Source organism: Flavobacterium xanthum, from assembly GCF_900142695.1.
Classification (GTDB): Bacteria; Bacteroidota; Bacteroidia; order Flavobacteriales; family Flavobacteriaceae; genus Flavobacterium; species Flavobacterium xanthum.
Window position 1 is genome coordinate 1 of record NZ_FRBU01000038.1, and the last position, 22,841, is coordinate 22,841.

The following is a 22,841-nucleotide window of genomic DNA, read 5'->3' on the forward strand; positions in this document are numbered from 1 at the left end:
CCCATCCCGAACAGAGTAGTTAAGCCCGCCTGCGCAGATGGTACTGCAGTTATGTGGGAGAGTATGTCGTCGCCTTTCTTTAAAAACCCTTCATCTAGCGATGAGGGGTTTTTTGTTTTACGGTATAATGCTACGCTGTTCGCCCTTCGGGCTCTGCTGTTCGCCTTTCTTAATTCGGATCAAGAACAAAACTTGGGGATTAGGCAAATAACTTAGTTAACCTAAACAGGAAGAAATCTACTTTTCTCACTCCTCTAAATTGATTTCTGAATGCTTTAATTTTAGCATTGAAGGATTATTCACTGTTTTCTATTTTATTTTGGAGTTCATGAATTTCATTTCTGCAGAAGTAGTGGTACTTCGTTTATCAAAGTAGTTCAGTATAGAATCATAATTAATTTATATTCTATTTATAATGGCATAAAAGCTTTTAAACTGAAGTTTTTGATGTCCAAATACCAATTAATCTAATTTGTAATAACAATCGTTTAGACTGAAATATTTTTATATATATTTCCTAATTTTTAATATTCTTTAAATATCATTTCAGGCCTTTCTTTTTGGGCTATATTCCATTTGTTCTTAATTTTGTATCGCATATGGGAAATTGTAGTTGATAATTGCTAAGCCGCATGACAATTTTAAATTTATTTCTAATAAATGTTACTTTAGTCAAGTAAGATTTAGATAGTTTTACTATTCGATGGTATAAAATCGTAAAAATTCGGAGCAAAGTAGTTCAGGGTCAACAATATTGCATGCTTTAAAAGATATTGAAGAATTTAGAATATTTTGCAATTGTAGTATTTCAAAAAGAAGTGGTTGACTTTTAATACAAATCTAAAAAATTATGCCGTTGTCTTTTAATCTTAAGGTAAGATTTGTAAGTAAGCCACATTTTTTGCTAGTTTATAAATTAGTAGTTCTAACAACAACTGTAATAGTAATTCTTCAATTTCATTTTTTGTTGTAAATTTTTAATTTGTATAAAGATTTGGTAATTATTTGTTTACGTATTTATATTTTACATTGGCATTGTAAAATTTTTTTTTCTTAAATTTGACATATTTTTATTCTTAATTAGTTAATTATGAGCGTTTATGGAATTATATTATTAGTTTCCATATTAATAATTGATTTTTGAAACTATTACATTTTATCGATTTATGGAAGCAAACAGACAATTGTTAACGAAATTAGCTTTTCTTTTTTAAGAAAATAAAATTATCATTATTTTACTTCCCTCAAAGTATCTAGAAGATAAAAAACGTCTGAATTTAGCTATTTAGTGAAAAAGAGGTACGATAAATCAAGGTTGAAAGTAGCATTTTCTCATCGTATATGCATATTAAAAAACATGTTACGGCAGAGATGACAAAAAACAGTAAATTTAGCTTTGGTGAAGGCGAAGTTCTGGATGTAAAACCAGAATCAAACTTCTCCCAAACCGATATCATTGATTTCTAGAATGTTGGAATTGGAGCGTCAGCTGGTGGATTAGGTGCATTGGAATTATTTTTTGTAAACATGCCGATCAATACTAGGATGGCGTATGTCGTAATTCAACATTTAGACTCGACCCATATTGGAGTGATGCCAGAATTATTACTAAGGATGGCTAAAATTTAAGTTTAACAGTCGTAAGATGCAGTTAGAGTAAGATCAAATACTGTTTACGTAATTCCACCCAATAAAAGTTTGTCGTTATTAAACAGTAAATTACATTTATTTTGTCCAACACAAGCTCGTGGTGTTTTACGATTACCAATCGATATTTTCTTTAAGTCTGTAGCGATGGATCGTATGGAGAAAAGTATTGGATTTATTCTTTCTGGTTTAGGATCTGACGGCACGTTGGGATTAATAGCTATTAAAGAAAACGATGGTGTTGCAATAGTGCAGAATCCCGCTACTGCTAAATTTGACAGTATACCCCGCAGTGCATTAGAAATGGTTGTTCCTGATCTTGCCGCCCGAGTTGAAGATATACCAAATAAAATGCTAGCTTTGCTTAAATTTTCTCCTCCAGCAAATGGAGAGTCTGATGTTCTGAGTAAATCTAAAAATAGCCTCGATAAATTATCCTCTAATTAAGGGGACAAATAGGGCATGATTTTTCAATGTATAAAAAAAGTACTTTAATGCGCTGTATTGAAAGAAGAAAAGGATTATATCAAATAGAAAAAATACAAAATTACGTGCGTTTTTTGCAGGAAAACCTAAACGAGATTGAATTCCATTTAAAGAATTACCGATTGGTGCAGCTAGTTTCTATAGGGATCCTGCAGTTTGGGTTAAACTTAAAGACGCAATAATTCCTAACATATTAAGAGAAATTCCTAGCGGTTACATCCTACGAGTTTGGATTCCGGCATGTTCAACAGGCGAAGAAGCTTATTCATAGGCTATCGTTTTTGAAGAAGTTTTATCAAAAATGGAGAGATCCAAATGGATTAAAGTACAAATTTTTGCTACAGATTTAGATATTCTATCTAATGACAAAGCTAGAAAAGGATTCTTTTATTCCGCTATAAGAAAGAATCTGCCAAAGATGGAATTTTGGTTCTTAATTTTGATACCGGAAAAATAATCGACGTAAATCCATTTTTAGTCGGTATGCTTGGCTATTCGTATGAACAGTTCATCGAAAAATCTATTTGTGAAATAGGTTCTTTAAAAGATATTGTATCCAACAAAGATAGATTTTTAGAATTGCGAAAAAAAGAGTTTGTTCGTTATGAAAACTTAGCACTTGAAACAGTGAAAGGAAGAAAGATACATGTTGAGTTTGTCAGTAATGTCTATTTAGTGAATAATAAAAAAGTAATCCAATGTATTTTACGGAAATTTCTGATCATATTTTTGTCCAAGAAGCTTTAGTTAATGCTGAAACTCGTTACAAACATCTTTTCGATTTTGTAAAAGATGGAATTTTATTTGTTGATGGGACAACTGGAAAGATAAATGCTTTCAATCCTTTTTTTATAAATTCAATAGATCTTTCCAAAGAAAGTTGCATTGGGAAAGAAGCGTGGACTGTTGATTTTCTAAAAAATATTTTAGAAAATAAAAAAGTGTTCATTTGATTTAATTGAAAAAAATTCTTTCAATCAATTTACAAGGATATGAAAGCTTCAGGTAATAGCAGTATCAATATTGAATTTATCAGTACCTTATATTTTATGGGTAATTAAAAAAATATTCAATTTTTTACCAATGAAATAGTAGTATAGTTAAGTAAAGGTTGCATAATTTCCATTTCTAGACCGATCAAATAGTAGTATTTTAAAAAATAGCACTTATGGGTAATATCGAACAAAAAACGGATTCTCTTCTTGTAATTAGACAAAAAGCAGAGGAATTACATTTAATGAAAGAATCAAAATTTAGTTCTCAACTTTCAGAAGTGGAAATATTAAAACTGATTCATGAATTAGAAGTTCACCAAATAGAGTTGGAAATGCAAAAAGAACAGCTGATGCTTGCCAAAGATGCCGCTGAAAATGCGATTCAGAAATATACAGAACTCTATGATTTTGCTCCCGTAGGCTATTTTACACTTACAAATTCAGGTTCCATAATTGAACTAAATCTGTCAGGTTCCCAGCTGTTGCACAAAGACAGATCAAAATTAATAAGAAGTCAATTTGGTTTTTTTGTTTCTGATGATACAAAAGCAGTGTTTAATAAATTTTTAGATTCCGCATTTAGAGCTCATAAAAAAGAGTGCTGTGAAATTAATTTGCTGTTAGAAGACTCTACGTTAACAAGTGTATATTTGACTGGAATCCTCGCGGAGAATAAGGAGCACGTGTTAATAACCATAGTAGATATTACGCACCTGAAAGAAACAGAATTTGCTTTGATTGAAAGTGAAAAACGATATCGGGATTTATTGAATAATCTAGATGTTGGGATCATTTTGCATAGTAAGGATACTTCCATCCTGTATTCAAACCCAAAAGCTTCTGAACTCATTGGTTTGAGTAAGGAGCAAATAAAAGAAAAGCAGAGTCTTAATCCAATTTGGCAATTTGTACAAGATGACTATCAACTGTTAGCGGTAGAAAACTATCCTGTAAATCAAATTATAAGAACTAAAAAAGCACTTACTAATTTTACTATTGGTATAAAAAAACCAGACATTACAGCTGTTCAATGGCATTTTCTCAATGGCTTTCCTGTTTTTAATGCTGCAGGAGATATAAGTGAAGTAATAATCAGTTTTATAGAAATAACAGAATTAAAAAAGTTAGAAATAGAGCTGACTAGGGCTAAAGAATCAGCGGAATCAGCAAATAAGGCTAAATCGAGTTTTTTGACGAATATGAGTCATGAAATTAGAACTCCTTTAAACGGAATTATAGGTTTTACTGATCTGTTGATGAGAACGAGTCTAGACGTTAATCAAAAAGAATACATGAGCGCGGTTAATGAATCAGCAACTATTTTAATCGAAATCATTAATGATATTTTAGATTTTTCAAAAATAGAGTCTGGAAAATTAGAATTGAATGTTGAAGAAATAAATCTTTTTGACCTGACTCATCACGTTATTGATATTTTTAAATTCCATGCGGAAGTCAGCAAAATAGATCTCATCTTAAACATTGAAAACACAGTTCCTAAACTTGTATTGGGCGACTCGATACGGTTAAAACAGGTTTTGGTAAATTTAATAGGTAATGCTTTGAAATTTACTAAAATAGGTTACGTATATTTATCTATAGACTGTAATTTTATTTCTGGAGATGAAAATCAATGTCATTTACATTTCTCCGTAAAGGATACTGGAATTGGAATAAAACAAGAAAATCAAGAAAAAGTGTTCCAATCTTTTATTCAAGAGGATTGTTCTATTGCACGCAAATTTGGCGGGACAGGACTTGGATTAGCGATCTCGAATCAGCTTTTAGGTCTCATGAATAGTACGTTACAATTGCAAAGTACATTTGGACAGGGTAGTGAGTTTTATTTTAACCTGACATTAGAAAGAGCACAGCACAAGAATATATCAGGAGTTCAAGAAGTAAAAATTGTACAAGAAAACAACACATTTTCTTGTGTTGATTTCTCAGGAAAAAACATATTGGTTGTAGAAGATAATAAGATCAACATGCTTTTAGTTAGAACATTGCTTAAATCTATACTTCCAGGCTGTACTATATTAGAAGCGTCAGATGGGGAAAAAGCGATTAAAATGTACAAGAAAAAAAAGTTGGATCTTATCTTAATGGACATTCAAATGCCGCATAAAAATGGATATCAAACAACCGCCGAAATTAAACATTTAAAGAAATACAATAATATTCCAATAATTGCTTTAACAGCAGGAATTCTATTTGGTGAGAAGGAAAAATGTTTGGAGTCTGGAATGGATGATTATGTCTCAAAACCAATTATTCGTTGTAATTTAGAAGAAGTTTTATACAAGTGGTTAAAATAATGAATTGTAAAAGAGATGATTACAGCGAATGAAAAATTTATTGGAAAGTGATAAGGAAGTACTAAAAGTGGTTTTCAACCCTTTTTTATTTTACTTTTTTCATAGAACAGAATGAATCATAATCTGTTTTTTTCGCCAAGCCACCATCTGGCTTTGTACTCTTGTTTTTTCAAACCAAATTTTTTAATTGCATGTTTTTGAATATGTGTGATTACTTCCTCCTCAGAGTCGGTTATAAATAAGAGCTTCATATCTTTGGGACTCATACTTTCATTGTCTACCATTCTTTGGATGTGATGACACAGTTCTTTGTGATAAACAGAATCAAAAATTACGATGGGAAAATTATTGATAATTTTATTTTGAATTAAAGTTAATGCTTCAAATAATTCATCTAATGTGCCCATTCCTCCTGGCATTACCACAAATGCGTAGGAATATTTTATTAGAATTACTTTCCGTACAAAGAAATAAGGAATATATATCCACTTGTGCAAGTATGGATTTGGTTTCTGCTCTGTTGGAAGGATTATATTGATTCCTACAGAGTATCCTCCCGTTTGAAAGGCACCTTTATTTGCAGCTTCCATAATGCCAGGGCCACCGCCCGTCATCACTGTAAAACCTAAATTAGCTATTCCAGCACCAATTCGTTCCGCACTTTTATAATGTTGTGTTTCAGGACCAAATCGAGCAGAACCAAAAACGGTAACGCATGGACCTATAAAATGCATCTTTTGAAAAGCTCTAATAAAGTTGTAGAGGACTTTAAAAACAAAGGATAGGTTTTTTAATCGTGTCAGAGGTCCTCTTACAAATAAAGATTCAGATCTTGAAAGTCTGTATTTTCGACGCTTTTCCATAGGATGACTAAGGTAGGAAAATAATACTATTGGCCCAGTTTTTTTTTGGTTTGTAAAATCATTTGCAACTACTAGACAAAAGAAAATAAGGACAGGTAACCTGCCACTCAGCTAAAATAAAACCATTTTTTTATGGGTACTATTTTAGGTCTAATTATTGCTTTTTTCTACAATAGTTTGGATGATTTGCTCCTTGCTTAATACGCCCGATTGTCTCCACAACTGTTTCCCATTTTGAAATAATATCATGGTAGGAACGCCGCGAACTTGATATTTGCTAGCAATCTGTTGATTTTTGTCTACATCAATTTTTAGAATAGAAACTCGATCTCCTAAATTGTCTTTAACTTCTTTCAAAATGGGTCCAAGCATTTTGCACGGGCCACACCATGTTGCAAAAAAATCTATTAAAACCGGTGTATCGGATGCGATAATGGTATCAAAATTACTCATATTTTTTATATTTAGTTTTTGGAATGCTGCAGCCATTTACGCCACAACCTAAGTTAAAAATTACTTGAATGAAGAAAAACAGTCCAAGACCGATGAACATCCATTCTTTCACGATATACGCTTGCGCAAATAAAAATAAGGCAAAGGCCAGGCGAACCCAGCGCATCGTATGCCAATTTGTAAAAAGTAATGCTTTCATTTTTGTTGCTATAAGGGGAATATTAATTTAATTCTTTATTTTCTTTAATGTTGGAAATGGCATCTTGCACAGTTTTACCAGGAACATCAGTAGTGCTAACAATCAGTATTTCGACAAAATTGCTGCTTCTGCTAACATTTAAAACACTTTCAATTGTAAGAAGTTTTTCTGTTACATCTTTAGAGGAAGCACTGCACTTGATATTTTCAAATTGATATCGGTTAACAAAAACGGTACTGTTCTTTCTTAATTCGAAAAATAATTCTGAATTGGCTCTTGGTGCAATAGAGTTTTGAGTCTTTCCCATTTCTAAAAAATCAAAAGCGCCTTTAAAAAGCATTTCGTATTCTTCTTGGTTGCCTCCAAAAGGAGGTCCAGATTCAAATGTTCTATTAAATAATAAACCAGCCAAAATTCCCTTATTTGCCAAAAGTTGATGCATTTTCCAAACGTATTTTTGACGCATTGTAGGCGGTAAAGCACAGAAAAAAGTTTGTTCAATAATCAAATCATAGTTTCCTTGATGCTCAAAAAAATCGCCTAAAACAATCTGAATGGCAGCATTCTTTTTAAACTTTTCTTGTAATATTGAAGCAGGTGTTGGGGCAATATCGATCACAGTAATGTTTGTAAATCCTTGATTCAGTAGGTATTCGGCTTCATAGCTGTTGCCACAACCAGGAATCAAAATACGACTGTTTTTGTCAGCGATTGTATCGATGTACATTTTTATGGGAGGGGCTACCATACCTAAATCCCAGCCAGTGGTATTAGCGCTGTAATGCGCCTCCCAATAGGCAGCGTCCAGTGTTTTATCCAATGAAGTAGCGCCACATTTTAAATCAGACATTTTATATTTTTTTTCGAGTTGAAATTCCAAATGGGGAATACAGCGGACAAAAACTGATAAAGCTTGTTAGTAAAAAAATAACAGCAAAAGCTCCTAACACTAATGCTACTGTACCGCTGATTGTATTGGTAAAATACAACATTGCGATGATTACTGCTATTGCAATTCGAATAATCCTGTCTGTTGAACCCATATTTTTTTTCATAGTAGAAATATATTTAGTTATTCAATTATTTCAAAACCTTGCTTTGGCATACAAAATCAGTTTTAGGAATCGTTGTTTTAGCGATTGCATTGAAACCGCCTTCAATTTCAGTAAAATTTCTAAAACCACGGGCTTCTAGTATTGAAGCGGCAATCATACTGCGGTAACCACCAGCGCAATGCAAGTAAAAATGTTCTTTTGGATTAATATCTTTTATCCACTCATTGATAGCCGCTAATGGCTTGCTGTACGATTCTTCAACGTGCTCTGCACAATATTCACTTTCTTTACGAATATCAATTATTTTACTCTCACCAATTTTTACCTCTTTTACAAATTGTTCTGCTGTGATTCTATTTACAGTATCAATTTCTTTTCCAGCTTTTGCCCAAGCATCAAAACCGCCTGCTAAATGGCCTATTAAATTGTCAAAACCGACACGACTCAATCGGGTGACAGTTTCTTCCTCTTGTCCTAGTTCGCAAACGATAAGGATCGGTTGCTGCACATCAGCAATTAAAGCACCTACCCATGGAGCAAAATCACCGTCAATTCCTATGTTTATTGACTGTGGAATAAATCCTTTAGTAAATTCTCCATTTTTACGAGTGTCCAACAGTAAGGCTCCAGTTTCATCAGCGGCAACTTCAAATTCTGAAGGTGAGAGCGCTTGCATTCCTAAATTTAAAACATTTTCAAAGCTATCGTATCCTTTTTTATTCATGGCCACATTCATACCAAAATAAGCTGGTGGTGGCAATAAACCTTCGGTAACTTCTTGAATAAACGCTGCTTCTGTCATATCTGACCTCAATGCATAATTTGTGTTTTTTTGTTCGCCAATGGTTGAAACGGTTTCCTTACTCATGTTTTTTCCACAAGCACTTCCCGCGCCATGAGCGGGATAGACAATAACATCATCTGCCAAAGTCATAATTTTATTTCGTAACGAATGGAATAGCGTAGCGGCTAGTTGTTCCTGTGTCATGTGTGCCGCCTTTTGGGCTAAATCTGGCCTTCCCACATCTCCAATGAACAATGTGTCACCTGAAAAAATAGCGTGATCTTTTCCGTTTTCGTCAATCAGTAAATAAGTGGAGCTTTCCATAGTATGTCCAGGAGTGTGTAGTACCTTTATTTGGATGTTTCCAATGGTGAATTCTTGTCCGTCTTTTGCAGAAATGCAATCAAATTCACAGATCGCATTTGGTCCGTAAACGATAGGAGCACCAGTTTGACGACTTAAATCAACATGTCCAGAAACAAAATCAGCATGGAAATGGGTTTCAAAAATATATTTTAATTTCACACCATCTCTCTCAAGTCGGTTCAAATATGGTTGGGTTTCACGCAGTGGGTCAATAATGGCTGCTTCACCATTTGAAGTAATATAGTAAGCGCCTTGCGCTAAACATCCGGTATATATTTGTTCTATTTGCATGATTTTATTTTTTACTTTATGGTACAAATGTACTTCCGTTTTTTAGGATACAGGGTGACAATTGTTACATTCCTATTTTAAGTCAGGAAAAATTATTTGATTATTATAGTAAAACCAATTAGTACTATAAACCAACCAAATGCTGGTTTCAGTTTTGCCCCATCTCTTTTTTTGTCACATAAGTACCGAGGAACATTCCAATTATTGCTATTGCAGAAATAGTGAAAAGCAATTTATAATTGATAACACTGCCGTTAATTACGTCTCCGCCAAAACTGATTAATCAATTAATAAAGATAATCAATAATGAGGTGCCAATTGCTTGTTTCATTGGTAAATTTCCAAAGAAAATATGTAGGGAATCGCAAAAATAAGTGCTGCCTCGATCTTAAAATTCCCAAGGCGGTACTGTCTTTAACTTGCAATCATTGCGGTCACCCCAACGATAAATAGGGAACAGCTCGTAGCTTATTCCGGATAAATTTTGAAAAGGTAGACTAAAATCGGAACTGCAAGAATTGATTTCCCACCTCCAATTAATCCTAATGAAAGTCCAATAATAATCGAAGCAAAATAACCTAAATATTCCATTTGTAACTTTTTCGAAGTGGCGGTTTGAATAATTTTATTTACAGAAAATATTCTTTGTAGAACAAAATTTATTTCAGGAGTTCAATATTATTTCGGTGTAAAGTGACCAAACCTCGCTGCTCCATTTTCTTTAGTAAACGCGAAATTACTTCTCGAGATGTATTCAATTCAGATGCAATTTCCTGATGAGAAAGCTTTAATTCTCTGCAACCACAAACCTCAGCATGGCGCTTTAAATAAAATTCTAAGCGCTCGTCCATCGCTCGAAAAGCAATACTATCAATTACTTCGAGCACCTCTTCAAAACGACTTCTGTAGGTATCGATAACAAATTCATACCAGCTGCGGTGCTGCATCATCCATTTATCCATTAAGGGCAAAGGCACCATGATTAGTTCTACATCCTCAACAACTTTTGCCATAATCTGGCTTTTTTCATTCTTGGTGGCGCAAATCATTGAAATAGCGCAGGCTTGACCGGGTTGCAAGTAGTACATAAAAAATTCGCCGCCATTTTCATCCTCTCGGTAAACTTTAATTTTTCCACTAATAACCAAAACAGTATTTTTTATGTATTGTCCTGTTCGTATGATAATAGTTCCCGCTAGAAAGGAATGAATTGTGGCGCTAGTTTCAATTTCTTTTACTAATTCAGTAGAAAATGTGGGGAAATATTTTTTTATTGGATCAAGCATTTTGGTCTTTTTTCTATGTTTTGTAGTGTAAAAGTAGTTTAAATAACTTAAAATAGAGGAGGGTTTTGATACAAAAAAAAAAGATAACTACTTGATTTCACACCTATTAAAATTTAATTACCTATGGGCGTGATAGACTGTTTTTTTGTGAAAAACAAGGTCGTTTTTATAGTTTATTGATAGTTAATGTTTTGCGAAAACGATTTCTTACAAATAGTTTCTAATTAACAATTGTTGCGTTTAATGTTCGGTAAAAACGTTGTATTTTTACAAAAAACATCATTATGAATTTACAACAAGAAGATTGGGTTGCTCAATTTGAAGCGGATGAAAATGCAGTCATTCTCGATGTGAGAACGGAAGCCGAATTTAACGAAGGTTTCATAGCAAATGCTATCAACATCGATATTCACCGAGGACAAGATTTTGTAAGCGAAATAGAGGCTTTAGACAAACATAAAAAGTACTATGTATATTGCCGCTCTGGAATGCGTAGTGCAAAAGCCTGTGAAATAATGAATCAACTTGGTTTTGAAAACGCTTATAACTTATTGGGCGGGATTTTAGAATGGGATGGAGAAATAATTGAGCCATAAAAAAGAAGCAGAAGATTGTCTCTTTTATTTACTTAAATAATTAATTTAACACGCTTTATATGAATTTAATACCAGAAGAATATCAGATTACATCATTGTTGAATCAAGATACTTATTTAGTGGATGGTGAATTAAAGAAATGGGAAGGTCAGACCACGGCTGTTTTTTCAACTATATCATCTACAGCGGAGTATGGTCCAACTATATTAGGTTCCGTTCCGTTTATGGGAGAAGCCGAAGCTCTGGAAGCCGTTGAATCAGCAAGTGCGGCTTATAATAATGGTCAAGGATTATGGCCTACAATGAAAGTTTCTGATCGCATAAAATGCATGGAAAATTTTGTTACTCAAATGAAGACCACCCGTAAAGAAGTTGTTAAATTATTGATGTGGGAAATTGGAAAATCATTGGGTGATTCGGAGAAAGAATTTGATAGAACGGTAGAATATATTTATGATACCATTGACAGCTTAAAAGAATTAAACAGCCGAAGTGCTAAATTTTCTAAAGTTCAAGGAATAAATGCTATGGTTCGTAGAGGACCGCTTGGGGTTGTTTTATGCCTTGGACCTTATAATTATCCGTTAAATGAAACTTTTTCGTTGCTGATTCCTGCCTTGATTATGGGAAATCCTGTCATTTTTAAGCCAGCAAAACTAGGTGTTTTGTTAATCTCTCCTTTATTAGAAGCATTCCGAAATAGTTTTCCAAAAGGAGCTATTAATATTGTGTATGGACGTGGACGTGAAGTAGCTTCGCCGATTATGAAATCTGGTAAAGTAGCAATTTTAGCTTTGATAGGAAATAGTACATCAGCGATTGCGTTACAGGACCAACATCCTAATAAAAACCGATTGCGTTTGATACTAGGTTTGGAAGCTAAAAATCCAGCAATCATTTTACCAGATGCCGACTTAGATTTGGCTATCCAGGAATGTATAGCAGGCTCTTTATCGTTTAATGGGCAGCGTTGTACAGCCTTGAAAGTATTGTATGTACATGAATCCATTGCAGATGAGTTTAATAAGCGTTTTGCAGCTAAAGTAGATTCCTTAGTTTTTGGAAATCCATGGGATGCTTCAGTCTTTTTGACGCCTTTACCAGAAAAAGAAAAACCTGCCTATATCCAAGAGTTGATAGATGATGCTATCAAAAAGGGAGCAGCAATCATCAACGATAAAGGAGGACAGCACACTGCTAATTATATCTTTCCAGCGGTTTTATTTCCAGTAAACAAAGAAATGAGAGTGTATCATGAGGAGCAATTTGGGCCAGTAGTACCTGTAATGACTTTTAAAGACATTCAAGAGCCTCTAAATGATATGGCCGAATCAAATTATGGACAACAAGTGAGTTTGTTTGGGAGAGATATAAAAACCATTGCACCACTTATAGATACTTTAGTTAATTTAGTATGTCGAGTAAACTTGAATAGTTCTTGTCAAAGAGGTCCAGATGTTTTACCATTTACAGGACGAAAAGATTCTGCTGTAGGAACATTAAGCATACATGATGCTTTGCGTTCGTTCTCCATTCGAACCTTTGTCGCATCCAAAGACAATGCTTATAATAATGCCATTTTACAGGAATTGTTAAGTAGTAAAGAATCAAATTTCATCAATACTGATTACATTTTATAATCTTTATGATTTCAAATAATAAGCCGTCCCGATAAATTTGGACGGCTTTTTTGTGGAGTTAAGTTGGAAGAGAAGATTTTATTCTAATATATTTAAGTTAAGTTAATTTAATGGATATTATCAATTCTTTTTTAATTAAAATATATAGTTTAATTTTGAATACTTTTAATTTCCAATTATGAGAATATATTTTTTAATATTTACTTTTTATAGCTGCTTTAATTGTTATAGTCAGACAAATGAAGTTACTTTTAATAATGTATTTGCGGAATCATTTTATAAAAAGGCTTTTTCTAAAATTAAACTAGAGGACTACAATGCAGCAGTAAAAGAGTTCGACAAAGCAATTGAACTAAATCCTGAATACATTGAAGCATTTTTTGGTAGAGGCTATGCTAAAAATATAGTAGAGGATTATGCAGGAGCTGTATTAGATTTCAATAAAGTATTGGAGAGATATCCTTCTTATGAAGATGCTTATTTAAACAGGGCTAATGCAAAGAGCAACATGCTTGACTTTGCAGGATCAATTTTGGATTATGATAAAGCGATAAGTATTAATAGTTCAGATGCAGATTCTTATTATAAAAGAGGATTTGCGAAAGATGAATTGAAAAACTATAAAGGGGCCATTTCTGATTACATTAAAGCAATCAAGATTAATCCAAATCATGCTATTGCTTATTTCTCTATTGGTTATGCCAAAGATGAATTGAAAACTTATAAAAAAGCAATCTTTTATTTTAATAAAGCAATAGAAATTAATCCTAATTATATTGAAGCCTATTTTAATAGAGCACGCGCTAAGAAAAAATCGAAAGATTTTAAAGGAGCAATTGATGATTATAGTAGATATATAGATTTGGTTTCTGACGATGCAGATGCTTATTATGGCAGAGGAAATGCAAAAAACAAAATAAAGGATTATGATGGAGCAATGGCTGATTATGGAATGGCAATACGAATCAATCCTAAATCTGCTGAAGCCTATTATAATAGAGGGTTAGCAAAAATAAAGGCTAAAGATAAAATTTGTGGTTGTTTGGATTTAAATAAATCAAAGGAATTAGGAATAGAACAAGCAAATAAAGAAGTAAAAAAACATTGTAATAGAGTAAATTCCACAAAAAAAAACAGACGCATTGAAATAGGCTTAAAAGCAAAAAAAAATATTTGCAAACCCGTTTCTTAATATCAAACACTATAAAGATTGTAAAGGAGTTTTTATCCAATGAGTATCAAAATATGTAATTGTAATAAAATATTGATAATAAATATTTTGGTAATCTTTGATGAGCTAGAAAGTATGATTGACCTTCAATTTAACCTATAAAAAAGGTGACCCGTTACCAGATCACCTTTTTAAACAAATTAAAAATCTAAAATTATACTAAGTCGAAACGGTCTAGATTCATCACCTTAGTCCATGCTGCGATGAAGTCTTTTGTGAATTTTTCCTGACCATCGGCATATCCATAAACTTCAGCAATGGCTCTAAGTTCTGAATTTGAACCAAAGATTAAATCTACTCGAGTTCCAATCCATTTCAATCCGCCGGCCATACGATCACTTCCTACAAAGGCATCATCTGATTCTGACACTGCTTTCCATGTAGTCCCTAAATCAAGTAAGTTGAAAAAGAAATCATTTGTCAGCGCTTCTTTTTTATTGGTGAAAACCCCATTTTGAGATTGGTCAAAGTTGGTATTTAATACGCGCATACCTCCAACAAGAACAGTCATTTCAGGAGCTGTTAATGTTAATAACTGTGCTTTGTCTACTAACATTTCTTCAGCAGAAACGGTATATTTTGTCTTAACATAGTTACGAAATCCATCTGCTTGTGGCTCTAGCACTTCAAAAGATTCTATATCTGTTTGTTCTTGTGAAGCATCTGTTCTTCCTGGTGTGAAAGGTACTGAAACCTGCTGTCCAGCATTTGCGGCAGCTTTTTCAATACCGGCGCTACCACCTAAAACAATAAGGTCAGCAATAGAGACTTGTTTACCAGTAGTTTGCGCATTGTTGAACTCGTTTTTAATGTTTTCTAAAGTATGTAACACACGTTCTAGTTGGGATGGGTTATTTACTTTCCAATTTTTTTGTGGTTCTAAACGGATACGAGCACCATTAGCACCACCACGTTTATCTGATCCACGGAAGGTAGATGCTGATGCCCATGCAGTACTGACTAATTCTGGCACAGTTAATCCTGAAGCAAGAAGGTTTTCTTTAAGCAAAGCAATATCTTGTTCATCAATTAATTGATGCGTTACCGCTGGAACAGGATCTTGCCAAATTAATTCTTCGGCAGGAACTTCTGATCCCAAGTAGCGCGCTTTGGGTCCCATATCTCTGTGCGTCAGTTTAAACCATGCTTTTGCAAACGCATCATTAAACTCAGCCGGGTTAGCTAAAAAGTGTCTTGAAATTTTCTCATATGCTGGATCTACTCGCAATGATAAATCAGTAGTCAACATAAAAGGTTGGTGTGTTTTAGTTGGATCGTGTGCGTCAGGAACCGTTCCAGCTCCTGCATTACCTGCAGGTTTCCACTGATGTGCTCCGGCTGGACTTTTTGTCAATTCCCATTCAAAACCAAACAAGTTTTCGAAATAATTATTACTCCAAGTAACCGGTGTGGTAGTCCATGCACCTTCTAATCCACTTGTAATTGTATCAGCACCATTCCCAGTTCCATAGGTATTTTTCCATCCAAGGTTTTGCTCTTCGATAGAGGCACCAGCAGGTTCTGGTCCCACATATTTATTTGGGTCAGCGGCACCGTGAGTTTTTCCTAAGGTATGTCCTCCGGCACAAAGTGCAACAGTTTCTTCATCATTCATCGCCATACGGGCAAAGGTTTCTCTAATGTCATGTGCTGCCAAAAGTGGATCAGGATTACCGTCAGGACCTTCAGGGTTAACATAAATTAATCCCATTTGAACTGCAGCCAAAGGATTTTCTAATTCACGATCACCAGAGTAACGGCTATGTGGTTCTGTGCTTAGTGACAACCATTCTTTTTCAGGACCCCAATAAATATCTTCTTGTGGTTCCCAAACATCTACACGGCCTCCAGCAAAACCAAAAGTTTCAAAACCAGCAGATTCTAGTGCGCAGTTTCCTACAAGAACTATTAAGTCAGCCCATGAAACTTTATTACCATATTTTTGTTTGATAGGCCATAATAATAAACGTGCCTTATCTAAGTTTGCATTATCTGGCCAACTGTTTAGAGGCGCAAAACGTTGTGTTCCAAAACCTGCTCCTCCACGTCCATCAGCAATACGATAGGTTCCTGCACTGTGCCAAGCTAACCGAATGAAAAATGGACCATAGCTGCCATAATCAGCAGGCCACCAGTCTTGTGAGGTAGTGATAACATCTGTAATGTCCTTTTTTAAAGCCTCTAAATCTACAGATTTGAACTCTTCAGCATAATTGAAATGAGCTCCCATTGGATTAGATTCTAATGCGTTTTGGCGCAAAATGTTCAATTTTAATTGGTTTGGCCACCAGCCGCGATTTATTTTTCCATTTCTCTCACTTTGTTTTGGAGCATTTGCTCCAGCAGAAAAGGGACATTTGCTTTCACCATTTACATTGTAAGATGTTGGTTTCGTATTATTTTCCATAGTATGATTGATTTTTTATTTAATTAAAGCGAATTTACTAAAAAGTATTCGTACCAAATTTAATTTTTAATAGATAAAAACTATAGTGCAAGTCTTGTTTGTACATGCTAAATTTAGTCAAAATGAGTAGCACTAGCTCTTTTGCATTACTTTAAAATTTTAAAATCATATTAGAATTGACTCTTAAAGTGAATTTAATGTACTTGTGCTTTTATTGAATGACCACAAGTTTGACATTTTAAAAGGTTTGGAACTTGCGCTACAACCTTTGATTTATGTCAGTAGTATTTAATGCCGTATTGTAATCATTCAATTATTGTGTTTTTCAAAATTGGTAGCGATGTGTTTTTTTTTATCTCTCTCATTTTGAATTAGGTTACAACATGCTAAAAAATAAAAAGATAATTTAATCATAAACCAAGCGATCCTTTGCAATCTAAGCAGTAACTTTATGCCTAAAACAAATACTAAACATGAGTTCATTTGAAGCGAATACTAATGAGGATCAAAATTGGGTAACGTCAGATTTTGAAGCTTGGGTTGGGATTTTATACTCCTGTATTTCTGCCGACAATCAAATTAAAGATTCTGAAAAAGCTGCATTATCAAGATTATTGCATTCTAAAGAGAAATTTGTGGGAATCGATATTGCACCTCTATATACTAAGTCATTTAATTTAAGAGCAGAGGTTGGACAATTAAAATACATAACTGCTTGTTGTAAACAGATTAATGAAGAAGATAAAGAAACCGTTTTTGCCCTTGCTTTAGAAGTATTACTCGCCGACGGAATATTAGAGAAAGAAGAAAAGAATATAATTGAAGTTTTATCGGATCAGTTAAAAATCGAGGCTGCAATGATCAGCAAAATTATTGAGGTTATTTTCTTAAAAAATAGAGGCAATATCAAAAGAATTTAAACTCAGAATAAAAGAATACAAAAATATTGGTAATGAAATAGTTAAACAAGCAAAATTTTTCAATTCAGAACTATTCTGCTTGTTTTAAAACCGATGTTTATTAAAATTATTGCTTACTTTAGTTTCTTCCAAATATGATCTTAGTATTACATTTGATTAAAGGCATATTATTGTTTTAAAAAAATCATTTACTATCAAAAAGAAAATCAAAATAGCAAAGGAAGCCTTTCACGCCAGACTGCATCGAGAGCCTGTGCTGACGCATCCTCGTTTGAAGTTTATTCCTAATATTGTACTCAACCTCATCAGTTTACTACTAACACTTGCCTTTGTGGGTGTGTTGGTCTATTTTATCGTGGATTATTTAATTAAGAAGTTTTATCATTTAGATTAAGAAAGAAATTTTTTAAAAATTAAAATTGAGTATAAAGTTGATATTGCTCATGTTAGTTTTATTGAAAATATAATTTTTATTGTCGTAAGTTTCGCCCACATTGAACTTGTGTACATATAATAATTGTGCATCAAAACCTTTTAGGAGCCCTTGAAATTCATATCGTATGTCCGCATTAGTTTGCCAATAGGAAGGCAAACCATATTTATTTAACGCAACGTTTTTTACATCTGGTAAATCAAAATATCCCACTGCTAAATGCGATTTGAATGTTTTTTTAGGATTCGTATATTGTATTTTAGTCATTACGGCATCTACATCCCCAAAACCTTCATTTCGTTCTCTAGGCATAAAGGTATAAAATGGATCTCGTCCCCATTCGCGTGGCATTAAATATCGTCCTTTTGCAGTAATTCGATTGTAATTTAAAGTCCATTCGATGGCTTTTGTTTTCCATCCGAGTCTACCGCCAAAGGTCTGTGAGCTGCCATTTTTTTGAAAATAAGTTTTGCGTGGATCTATATTTCCTCCCTCATTCAGTGCATTTTGGTATACCGTTTGAAAACCTAAAAGTAGTTTTGAATTATGATTTAAAGGGTAGTTGTAGTCCATTTGGAACAAGGCCGAATTGAATAAATTCTCTGCGTACTGATTCCACAGAAGTGTTTTTAAATTAGATACCGATTCATTTTTGATTCCAATAATATAAACACCGTCGCTGTCTAGGTTTCCAGCATAGTCTGATTTTGTTCCATCAGGGTTGACTCCTGCTGGATAAATACCAATGGATTCCCCAATTCTGAAATACTTCATTGTGCTTCGTGGTGAAATCCCATACAAGTAGCCTATGTTAATTTTTGTTTTTTTGATTTCATTAAAATCGATCCAAATTCCATCGACTTCTGTAGGTCGCATTCTGCCGTCCTGCAGGTTAATGAAAGACGTATTCAGCAGTTGTTTTCCCAGGGTTACAGTAGAATGTTTGTAGTTGTATTTTAAATATAATTCCTCTAACCGGCTTAAATTGCCTTTACTTGATGCATTTTGTAAATCAAAAAGAGCCACTTCATACCTGTTGGATAAATTGGTTATTGGATCTTTTTTAGAAAAATCGGAAGAACCAATATTATAAATGTAATAACCGCTAACACCAAATTGAAAATTATGAAATTGAGCCGTCTCAAATTTAACGCCACCTCCAAGAGCATTAGCGAAGTAATCCGACAAGCCACTTTCATTATTTGTACCCATGAAAAAATAGCGAAAGTGACCACTGAAATTTCCATTTTTAAAAGCATTTAAAATCGAGGTCGAATCAATCTTTTCGTTACTTTTTTCTTTCCAAACTGTTGGCTTCTCTGCAATTTCTTGATGTTGTGCTATTGCATTAGTCACAAAAAGCAAAGCAGTAAGCATATAAATTAATACGAAAAAATTTCTCATTTTTGAACGTTTAGATTTGGTACAAAATTAAGACCATCCTAACGAGTGGGAAGTAACTTTTATCACAGTAGCTATAAAAAGTCATAAAGCCGAATGTTTTTTATGCATTCGGCTTTATGACTTTTTACTTTGTTACTAAAAGAACTATCTGAAAGTATAATCAACGCCGGTAACTTGCGAAAGCAAGGTTTCTGGAGCATCTAGGATGATAGCGTTTTTTTCGGGTGTGGGCGTAACGGGCGAATTTTGCTTTAAATATTCCTTCATTACCGTATGCAAGGTTGCTGAAGTGTTTTTGGCATTCAGAACGCCTTTCATTCTACAAAGCATATCTACAGGATCCCCATCGCGCTCACACGCCATGATTGTATACAATTTATTAGGATCCATTGGAATATTTTTTATGGTGATGCTTTGCACTCTTTTGTCCATATCGGCAAATGCATTGAAACGTACTTCCATCCCTTTGAATTTTACAACCCAACCACCAAAACGTTTTGAAGCATCTTGGGCAAAAACATTATTCAGTTCTTTCTCCAGCCAATTTTGCAATTGTTTCCCAGTAACTTTTGCGGTCCTTACCGTACTATCAACAGGAAGCATGTCATAAATAAATCCGCTTGTAATTGGAATATTTCCTGTTTCGTCCGGGGTAGTTTTAGGTGGGCAAAAGCGGAATCCATTTGAAAGATTAATGTCTATTTCAGGAAATTTCCAATGCAATGCATTCAAAATCATAGTATCAATTGGGTTTTCAACTACAAAATAGCGGTACAATGGGATGGTACTGTAACCAATAATTTGATTGATTTTTTCGTGATAAACCGCTTCTTTTTCTTTTAATAATTTTTCGATAGACGGATCTGCTTTTATTAAAGGAGAGTCGACTTCAATTAATTCATAATTGTCTTCGATTACTTTTCCGTTGAGGACGGTCAAATCTAATTTTCCAATAAAAGAACCAAATGCGCCTGGCTCAACCACCTTAGCATAAATACAAACAATGGGTTTACGAACCCGCTCGTGTGTGTCGCCGCCTAAAATATAGTTGACCCCTTTGCATTCCGGTCGGTTCGCTAGTGCAATTTGCTGCGATAATCCTAGATGTGCGATCATGATTACATAGCTGCATTGTTCTTGATTTCGTAGTACATCCACATAATGTGCTAGATTTTCTTCGGGATTGGTGTATAGAATTCCCTTGCTATAATTAGGGCTTTGTCTCAAGGGTACCAAAGGATCAGTGTAGCCTAAAAAACCAATTTTTACTCCGGCAATATGCCAAATGTTATACGGCTGAAAAATAAGTTCACCTCGTTTTCCTTCTCCTAAATCATGGTACATATTAGTACAAATTTTTGGTGCATCAAGGGATCCTAATAGCGTTTGCATTTTCCTTTTTCCGTAAATTACTTCCCAGTTTCCAGGAAGATAGAGGTCGTATTGCATTGCATTTAAAATAGGGACAAATGCTTCACCAGTAGTTTCAACGCTTAATTCGCTGCCTTGAAACATATCACCCGTATCAATAATATAGGTGTTGGGATTTTTCTTTTTTAATTTTTTCAACACCGTTGCCATGTAGGCATAACCACCCGTTTTTCTAAAAACTGCTTTTCCATTTTCCCAAAATAACTCATCATGTGGATGAATCTGACAATGCACATCGGTAGTTTGAAGAATAGAAATTGTTTGCGGTTTAGTACTATCGATTTTTTTATTTAAGTCTAATTCTTCCCTTTGATTTGTATTTGCAATAGCGGAAATTGGCGAAATTATCGCAGCTCCCAGCCCTAATGTTCCCACTGATTTTAGAAAATCTCTTCGGTTATTACTCATCGTTTTTAGGTTTTTAGATTTATTCTGTAGTCAATTTTTTATTGAAAAACTACAGCTAAAATAACGGTGTAGTTTAGTGCAAAAAGTATTCTTTTTTAATTAGAATCCACCTTTGATATAGCTCCATCCTTGCTCTTGTTTTTCTACAATTTCAGCAATTCCTACCTTTACATATTCTACTTCGGGAATTAATTGGTCTTTTGTTACTTTTTGATTTTTCATTGTGTTTTCGCATACTAAAAAGCGAACTCCTTTTGCACGAAGCGCTTTTATCGCATTTAATTGCTTCGATTTAGCTGACATTACAAAGGGAAGGCCCATACTGTGAATGACAACTTCATATTTGGCATCTGGCCAATGCGCGGTAAGATTATTGAGCTGGTTTATAAATGCTTTTTGTTGCAAGGTATCTACAGCATTTGTAAATTGAAAAACAATTTTGTGATGATTCGCTCTCTTTTGAGCAAAAGCACTAACTGCAAAAAATCCTACTAGAACAATCAATTTTAGATTTCTCATTTATTTTATTTTTTAGATTTCAATTTTTCAGCCGCTTCTTCCATTTTCTTTTTTGCTTCTTTAATTGGTTTAAATGGTCCGAATTTATGTTGTGTTTCAGAATATTTATCAGAATAGGGCCCAAAAGGATGATCGATTGGTTTTTTAGAAATTTTTGGCCAATCCTTACTTAGATCCTTTGATGGCCTTTCAAGACTTTCCACATAAGCTGCGATATCCCAAGACTCCTCATCAGATAATTGCGGATTTTCATAAGTTGCACCTAACGGCATGTTGTATTTTATGTATCCTGCAAAACGACTGATTCTAAACAATCCAGCCCCGCTATTATAGGAATTAGTACCCCAAAGCGGTGGATACGTATATTCTTTTTTATCTTCGGCTAAAATTCCCTGACCATTGACTTGATGGCAACTGGCGCATTTGGCATCATATAACACTTTCCCTTTGATTGGATTGGCGGTACGATCTAAATACTCTACATCATAAATTCCAGCCGCATTTGCCTCTTTGCCTTTTGGAACAGTACTCCCAATATATTCGATGTAGGCAATCATGGCTTTCATCTCTTTTTCATCTTCTTGGAGCGGTTGGCCATTTAAGCTTCTTTCCATGCAATCATTAACTCTTTTGTATAAATTTTCAACTTGACCACTCCTAGCTCTCATCTTTGGATACATGGAATATACGGAGCCATAATTATTACCCCATGGTTTGGTACCTGCATCTAAGTGGCAATTGTTGCAATTCATACCGTTGCTGATTTGTTTCACACTACCATTTGGACCAAAATATTTAGCCGTATGAGCAATTAAGTCTTTACCATATTCCACTTCTTGTTTTAAAATTGTATCTGTAATCAGATCTATGTCCACTGGTTTCCAGAATTTTGCTATTTCATTTTGCAAAATCACCTTTTTCTTGGCATCGGTGTATAGGGAATCAGTATTAGTATCACTATTTTGAAACCAAGTTGTGATTGTTGAATTGAAAAACAAAACTAGAAACAATGCCATTACTAAGAATATAATTGTTGCAAAAAGATAGATTAATCTTTTTACAAGAAGTTTTAATTGGACTATATTTTGTTTTTCAGTGTTCATAGTTTT

General features: G+C 34.0%; 22 protein-coding genes, 1 rRNA gene and 1 pseudogene. 11 read left to right on the forward strand and 13 right to left on the reverse strand.

Annotation, left to right across the window (positions count from 1 at the left end):
* The 7 genes and pseudogenes from rrf to BUC11_RS13465 form a co-directional block, all read left to right on the forward strand.
* A 5S ribosomal RNA gene (gene rrf / locus BUC11_RS17450) occupies positions 1-78 on the forward strand; the annotation flags it as partial.
* Between the two features lie 1,398 nt (positions 79-1,476).
* A pseudogene (locus tag BUC11_RS13440) lies at positions 1,477-2,094 on the forward strand (chemotaxis protein CheB).
* A gap of 8 nt (positions 2,095-2,102) precedes the next feature.
* Positions 2,103-2,315: a hypothetical protein gene (locus BUC11_RS17395; RefSeq protein WP_394332910.1), complete on the forward strand. Its 213-nt coding sequence runs from the start codon at positions 2,103-2,105 to the stop codon at positions 2,313-2,315.
* A complete protein-coding gene (locus BUC11_RS17400) occupies positions 2,255-2,404 on the forward strand; it encodes a CheR family methyltransferase (protein WP_394332911.1) in 150 nt (49 codons plus the stop codon). Before BUC11_RS17395 ends, BUC11_RS17400 begins: the two co-directional genes overlap by 61 nt.
* Before the next feature lie 110 nt (positions 2,405-2,514).
* Positions 2,515-2,880 carry a PAS domain-containing protein gene (locus BUC11_RS17405; RefSeq protein ID WP_084129668.1) on the forward strand — a complete coding sequence of 122 codons (366 nt, stop codon included), beginning with the start codon at positions 2,515-2,517 and terminating at the stop codon, positions 2,878-2,880.
* Positions 2,832-3,086: a hypothetical protein gene (locus BUC11_RS13460; RefSeq protein WP_073354888.1), complete on the forward strand. Its 255-nt coding sequence runs from the start codon at positions 2,832-2,834 to the stop codon at positions 3,084-3,086. The genes BUC11_RS17405 and BUC11_RS13460 overlap by 49 nt, the downstream gene beginning before the upstream one ends.
* A 215-nt stretch (positions 3,087-3,301) precedes the next feature.
* Positions 3,302-5,446, forward strand: a complete 2,145-nt coding sequence (locus BUC11_RS13465; protein ID WP_073354892.1) for a PAS domain-containing hybrid sensor histidine kinase/response regulator — start codon at positions 3,302-3,304, stop codon at positions 5,444-5,446.
* Positions 5,447-5,562: 116 nt separating this feature from the next.
* Here the strand turns inward: BUC11_RS13465 and BUC11_RS13470 are convergent, their stop codons facing one another.
* The 8 genes from BUC11_RS13470 to BUC11_RS13505 form a co-directional block, all read right to left on the reverse strand.
* Complete coding sequence (locus BUC11_RS13470) at positions 5,563-6,180, reverse strand: LOG family protein (RefSeq protein WP_245793892.1); 618 nt, start codon at positions 6,178-6,180, stop codon at positions 5,563-5,565.
* A 279-nt stretch (positions 6,181-6,459) separates the two neighbouring features.
* On the reverse strand, positions 6,460-6,762 hold the full coding sequence (gene trxA / locus BUC11_RS13475; RefSeq protein ID WP_066076690.1) for a thioredoxin: 303 nt from the start codon (positions 6,760-6,762) through the stop codon (positions 6,460-6,462).
* Positions 6,755-6,961, reverse strand: coding sequence for a hypothetical protein (locus tag BUC11_RS13480; RefSeq protein WP_073354895.1), 207 nt, complete (start codon positions 6,959-6,961; stop codon positions 6,755-6,757). The genes trxA and BUC11_RS13480 overlap by 8 nt, the downstream gene beginning before the upstream one ends.
* Positions 6,962-6,983: 22 nt before the next feature.
* On the reverse strand, positions 6,984-7,811 hold the full coding sequence (locus tag BUC11_RS13485; protein WP_073354930.1) for a methyltransferase domain-containing protein: 828 nt from the start codon (positions 7,809-7,811) through the stop codon (positions 6,984-6,986).
* 1 nt (position 7,812) lies between these two features.
* Entirely contained in the window at positions 7,813-8,016 is a 204-nt protein-coding gene (locus BUC11_RS13490) for a YgaP family membrane protein (RefSeq protein ID WP_073354897.1), read from the reverse strand.
* 25 nt (positions 8,017-8,041) lie between these two features.
* Positions 8,042-9,457 (reverse strand): MBL fold metallo-hydrolase, encoded by a 1,416-nt coding sequence (locus BUC11_RS13495; RefSeq protein ID WP_073354898.1) that lies wholly within the window; start codon positions 9,455-9,457, stop codon positions 8,042-8,044.
* Between the two features lie 468 nt (positions 9,458-9,925).
* Positions 9,926-10,048, reverse strand: coding sequence for a hypothetical protein (locus tag BUC11_RS17410; protein WP_394332909.1), 123 nt, complete (start codon positions 10,046-10,048; stop codon positions 9,926-9,928).
* Positions 10,049-10,116: 68 nt separating this feature from the next.
* On the reverse strand, positions 10,117-10,743 hold the full coding sequence (locus BUC11_RS13505; protein ID WP_073354900.1) for a Crp/Fnr family transcriptional regulator: 627 nt from the start codon (positions 10,741-10,743) through the stop codon (positions 10,117-10,119).
* A 284-nt stretch (positions 10,744-11,027) separates the two neighbouring features.
* Here BUC11_RS13505 and BUC11_RS13510 point away from each other — a divergent pair, with 284 nt between their 5' ends.
* From BUC11_RS13510 to BUC11_RS13520, 3 genes are all read left to right on the forward strand, one after another.
* Entirely contained in the window at positions 11,028-11,339 is a 312-nt protein-coding gene (locus BUC11_RS13510; protein ID WP_073354902.1) for a rhodanese-like domain-containing protein, read from the forward strand.
* A 59-nt stretch (positions 11,340-11,398) separates the two neighbouring features.
* A complete protein-coding gene (locus BUC11_RS13515) occupies positions 11,399-12,979 on the forward strand; it encodes an NADP-dependent glyceraldehyde-3-phosphate dehydrogenase (protein ID WP_073354903.1) in 1,581 nt (526 codons plus the stop codon).
* A 178-nt stretch (positions 12,980-13,157) separates the two neighbouring features.
* Positions 13,158-14,171: a tetratricopeptide repeat protein gene (locus tag BUC11_RS13520; protein ID WP_073354905.1), complete on the forward strand. Its 1,014-nt coding sequence runs from the start codon at positions 13,158-13,160 to the stop codon at positions 14,169-14,171.
* A 193-nt stretch (positions 14,172-14,364) separates the two neighbouring features.
* Here BUC11_RS13520 and katG read toward each other — a convergent pair whose 3' ends face one another.
* Positions 14,365-16,617, reverse strand: coding sequence for a catalase/peroxidase HPI (gene katG, locus BUC11_RS13525; RefSeq protein ID WP_073354906.1), 2,253 nt, complete (start codon positions 16,615-16,617; stop codon positions 14,365-14,367).
* Between the two features lie 473 nt (positions 16,618-17,090).
* On the opposite strand from katG, the gene BUC11_RS13530 reads away from it, so the two are divergent.
* Complete coding sequence (locus BUC11_RS13530; RefSeq protein ID WP_073354907.1) at positions 17,091-17,537, forward strand: tellurite resistance TerB family protein; 447 nt, start codon at positions 17,091-17,093, stop codon at positions 17,535-17,537.
* A gap of 406 nt (positions 17,538-17,943) precedes the next feature.
* On the opposite strand, the gene BUC11_RS13535 is transcribed toward BUC11_RS13530, so the two are convergent.
* The 4 genes from BUC11_RS13535 to BUC11_RS13550 all read right to left on the reverse strand — a co-directional run bounded on the left by BUC11_RS13535 (position 17,944) and on the right by BUC11_RS13550 (position 22,835).
* Positions 17,944-19,374: an OprD family outer membrane porin gene (locus tag BUC11_RS13535; protein ID WP_073354910.1), complete on the reverse strand. Its 1,431-nt coding sequence runs from the start codon at positions 19,372-19,374 to the stop codon at positions 17,944-17,946.
* Between the two features lie 144 nt (positions 19,375-19,518).
* Positions 19,519-21,213 carry a bifunctional metallophosphatase/5'-nucleotidase gene (locus BUC11_RS13540; protein WP_073354911.1) on the reverse strand — a complete coding sequence of 565 codons (1,695 nt, stop codon included), beginning with the start codon at positions 21,211-21,213 and terminating at the stop codon, positions 19,519-19,521.
* 99 nt (positions 21,214-21,312) lie between these two features.
* Positions 21,313-21,732: a DsrE family protein gene (locus BUC11_RS13545; protein ID WP_073354913.1), complete on the reverse strand. Its 420-nt coding sequence runs from the start codon at positions 21,730-21,732 to the stop codon at positions 21,313-21,315.
* 5 nt (positions 21,733-21,737) lie between these two features.
* Entirely contained in the window at positions 21,738-22,835 is a 1,098-nt protein-coding gene (locus tag BUC11_RS13550; protein ID WP_073354914.1) for a c-type cytochrome, read from the reverse strand.
* Positions 22,836-22,841 lie beyond the last annotated feature (6 nt).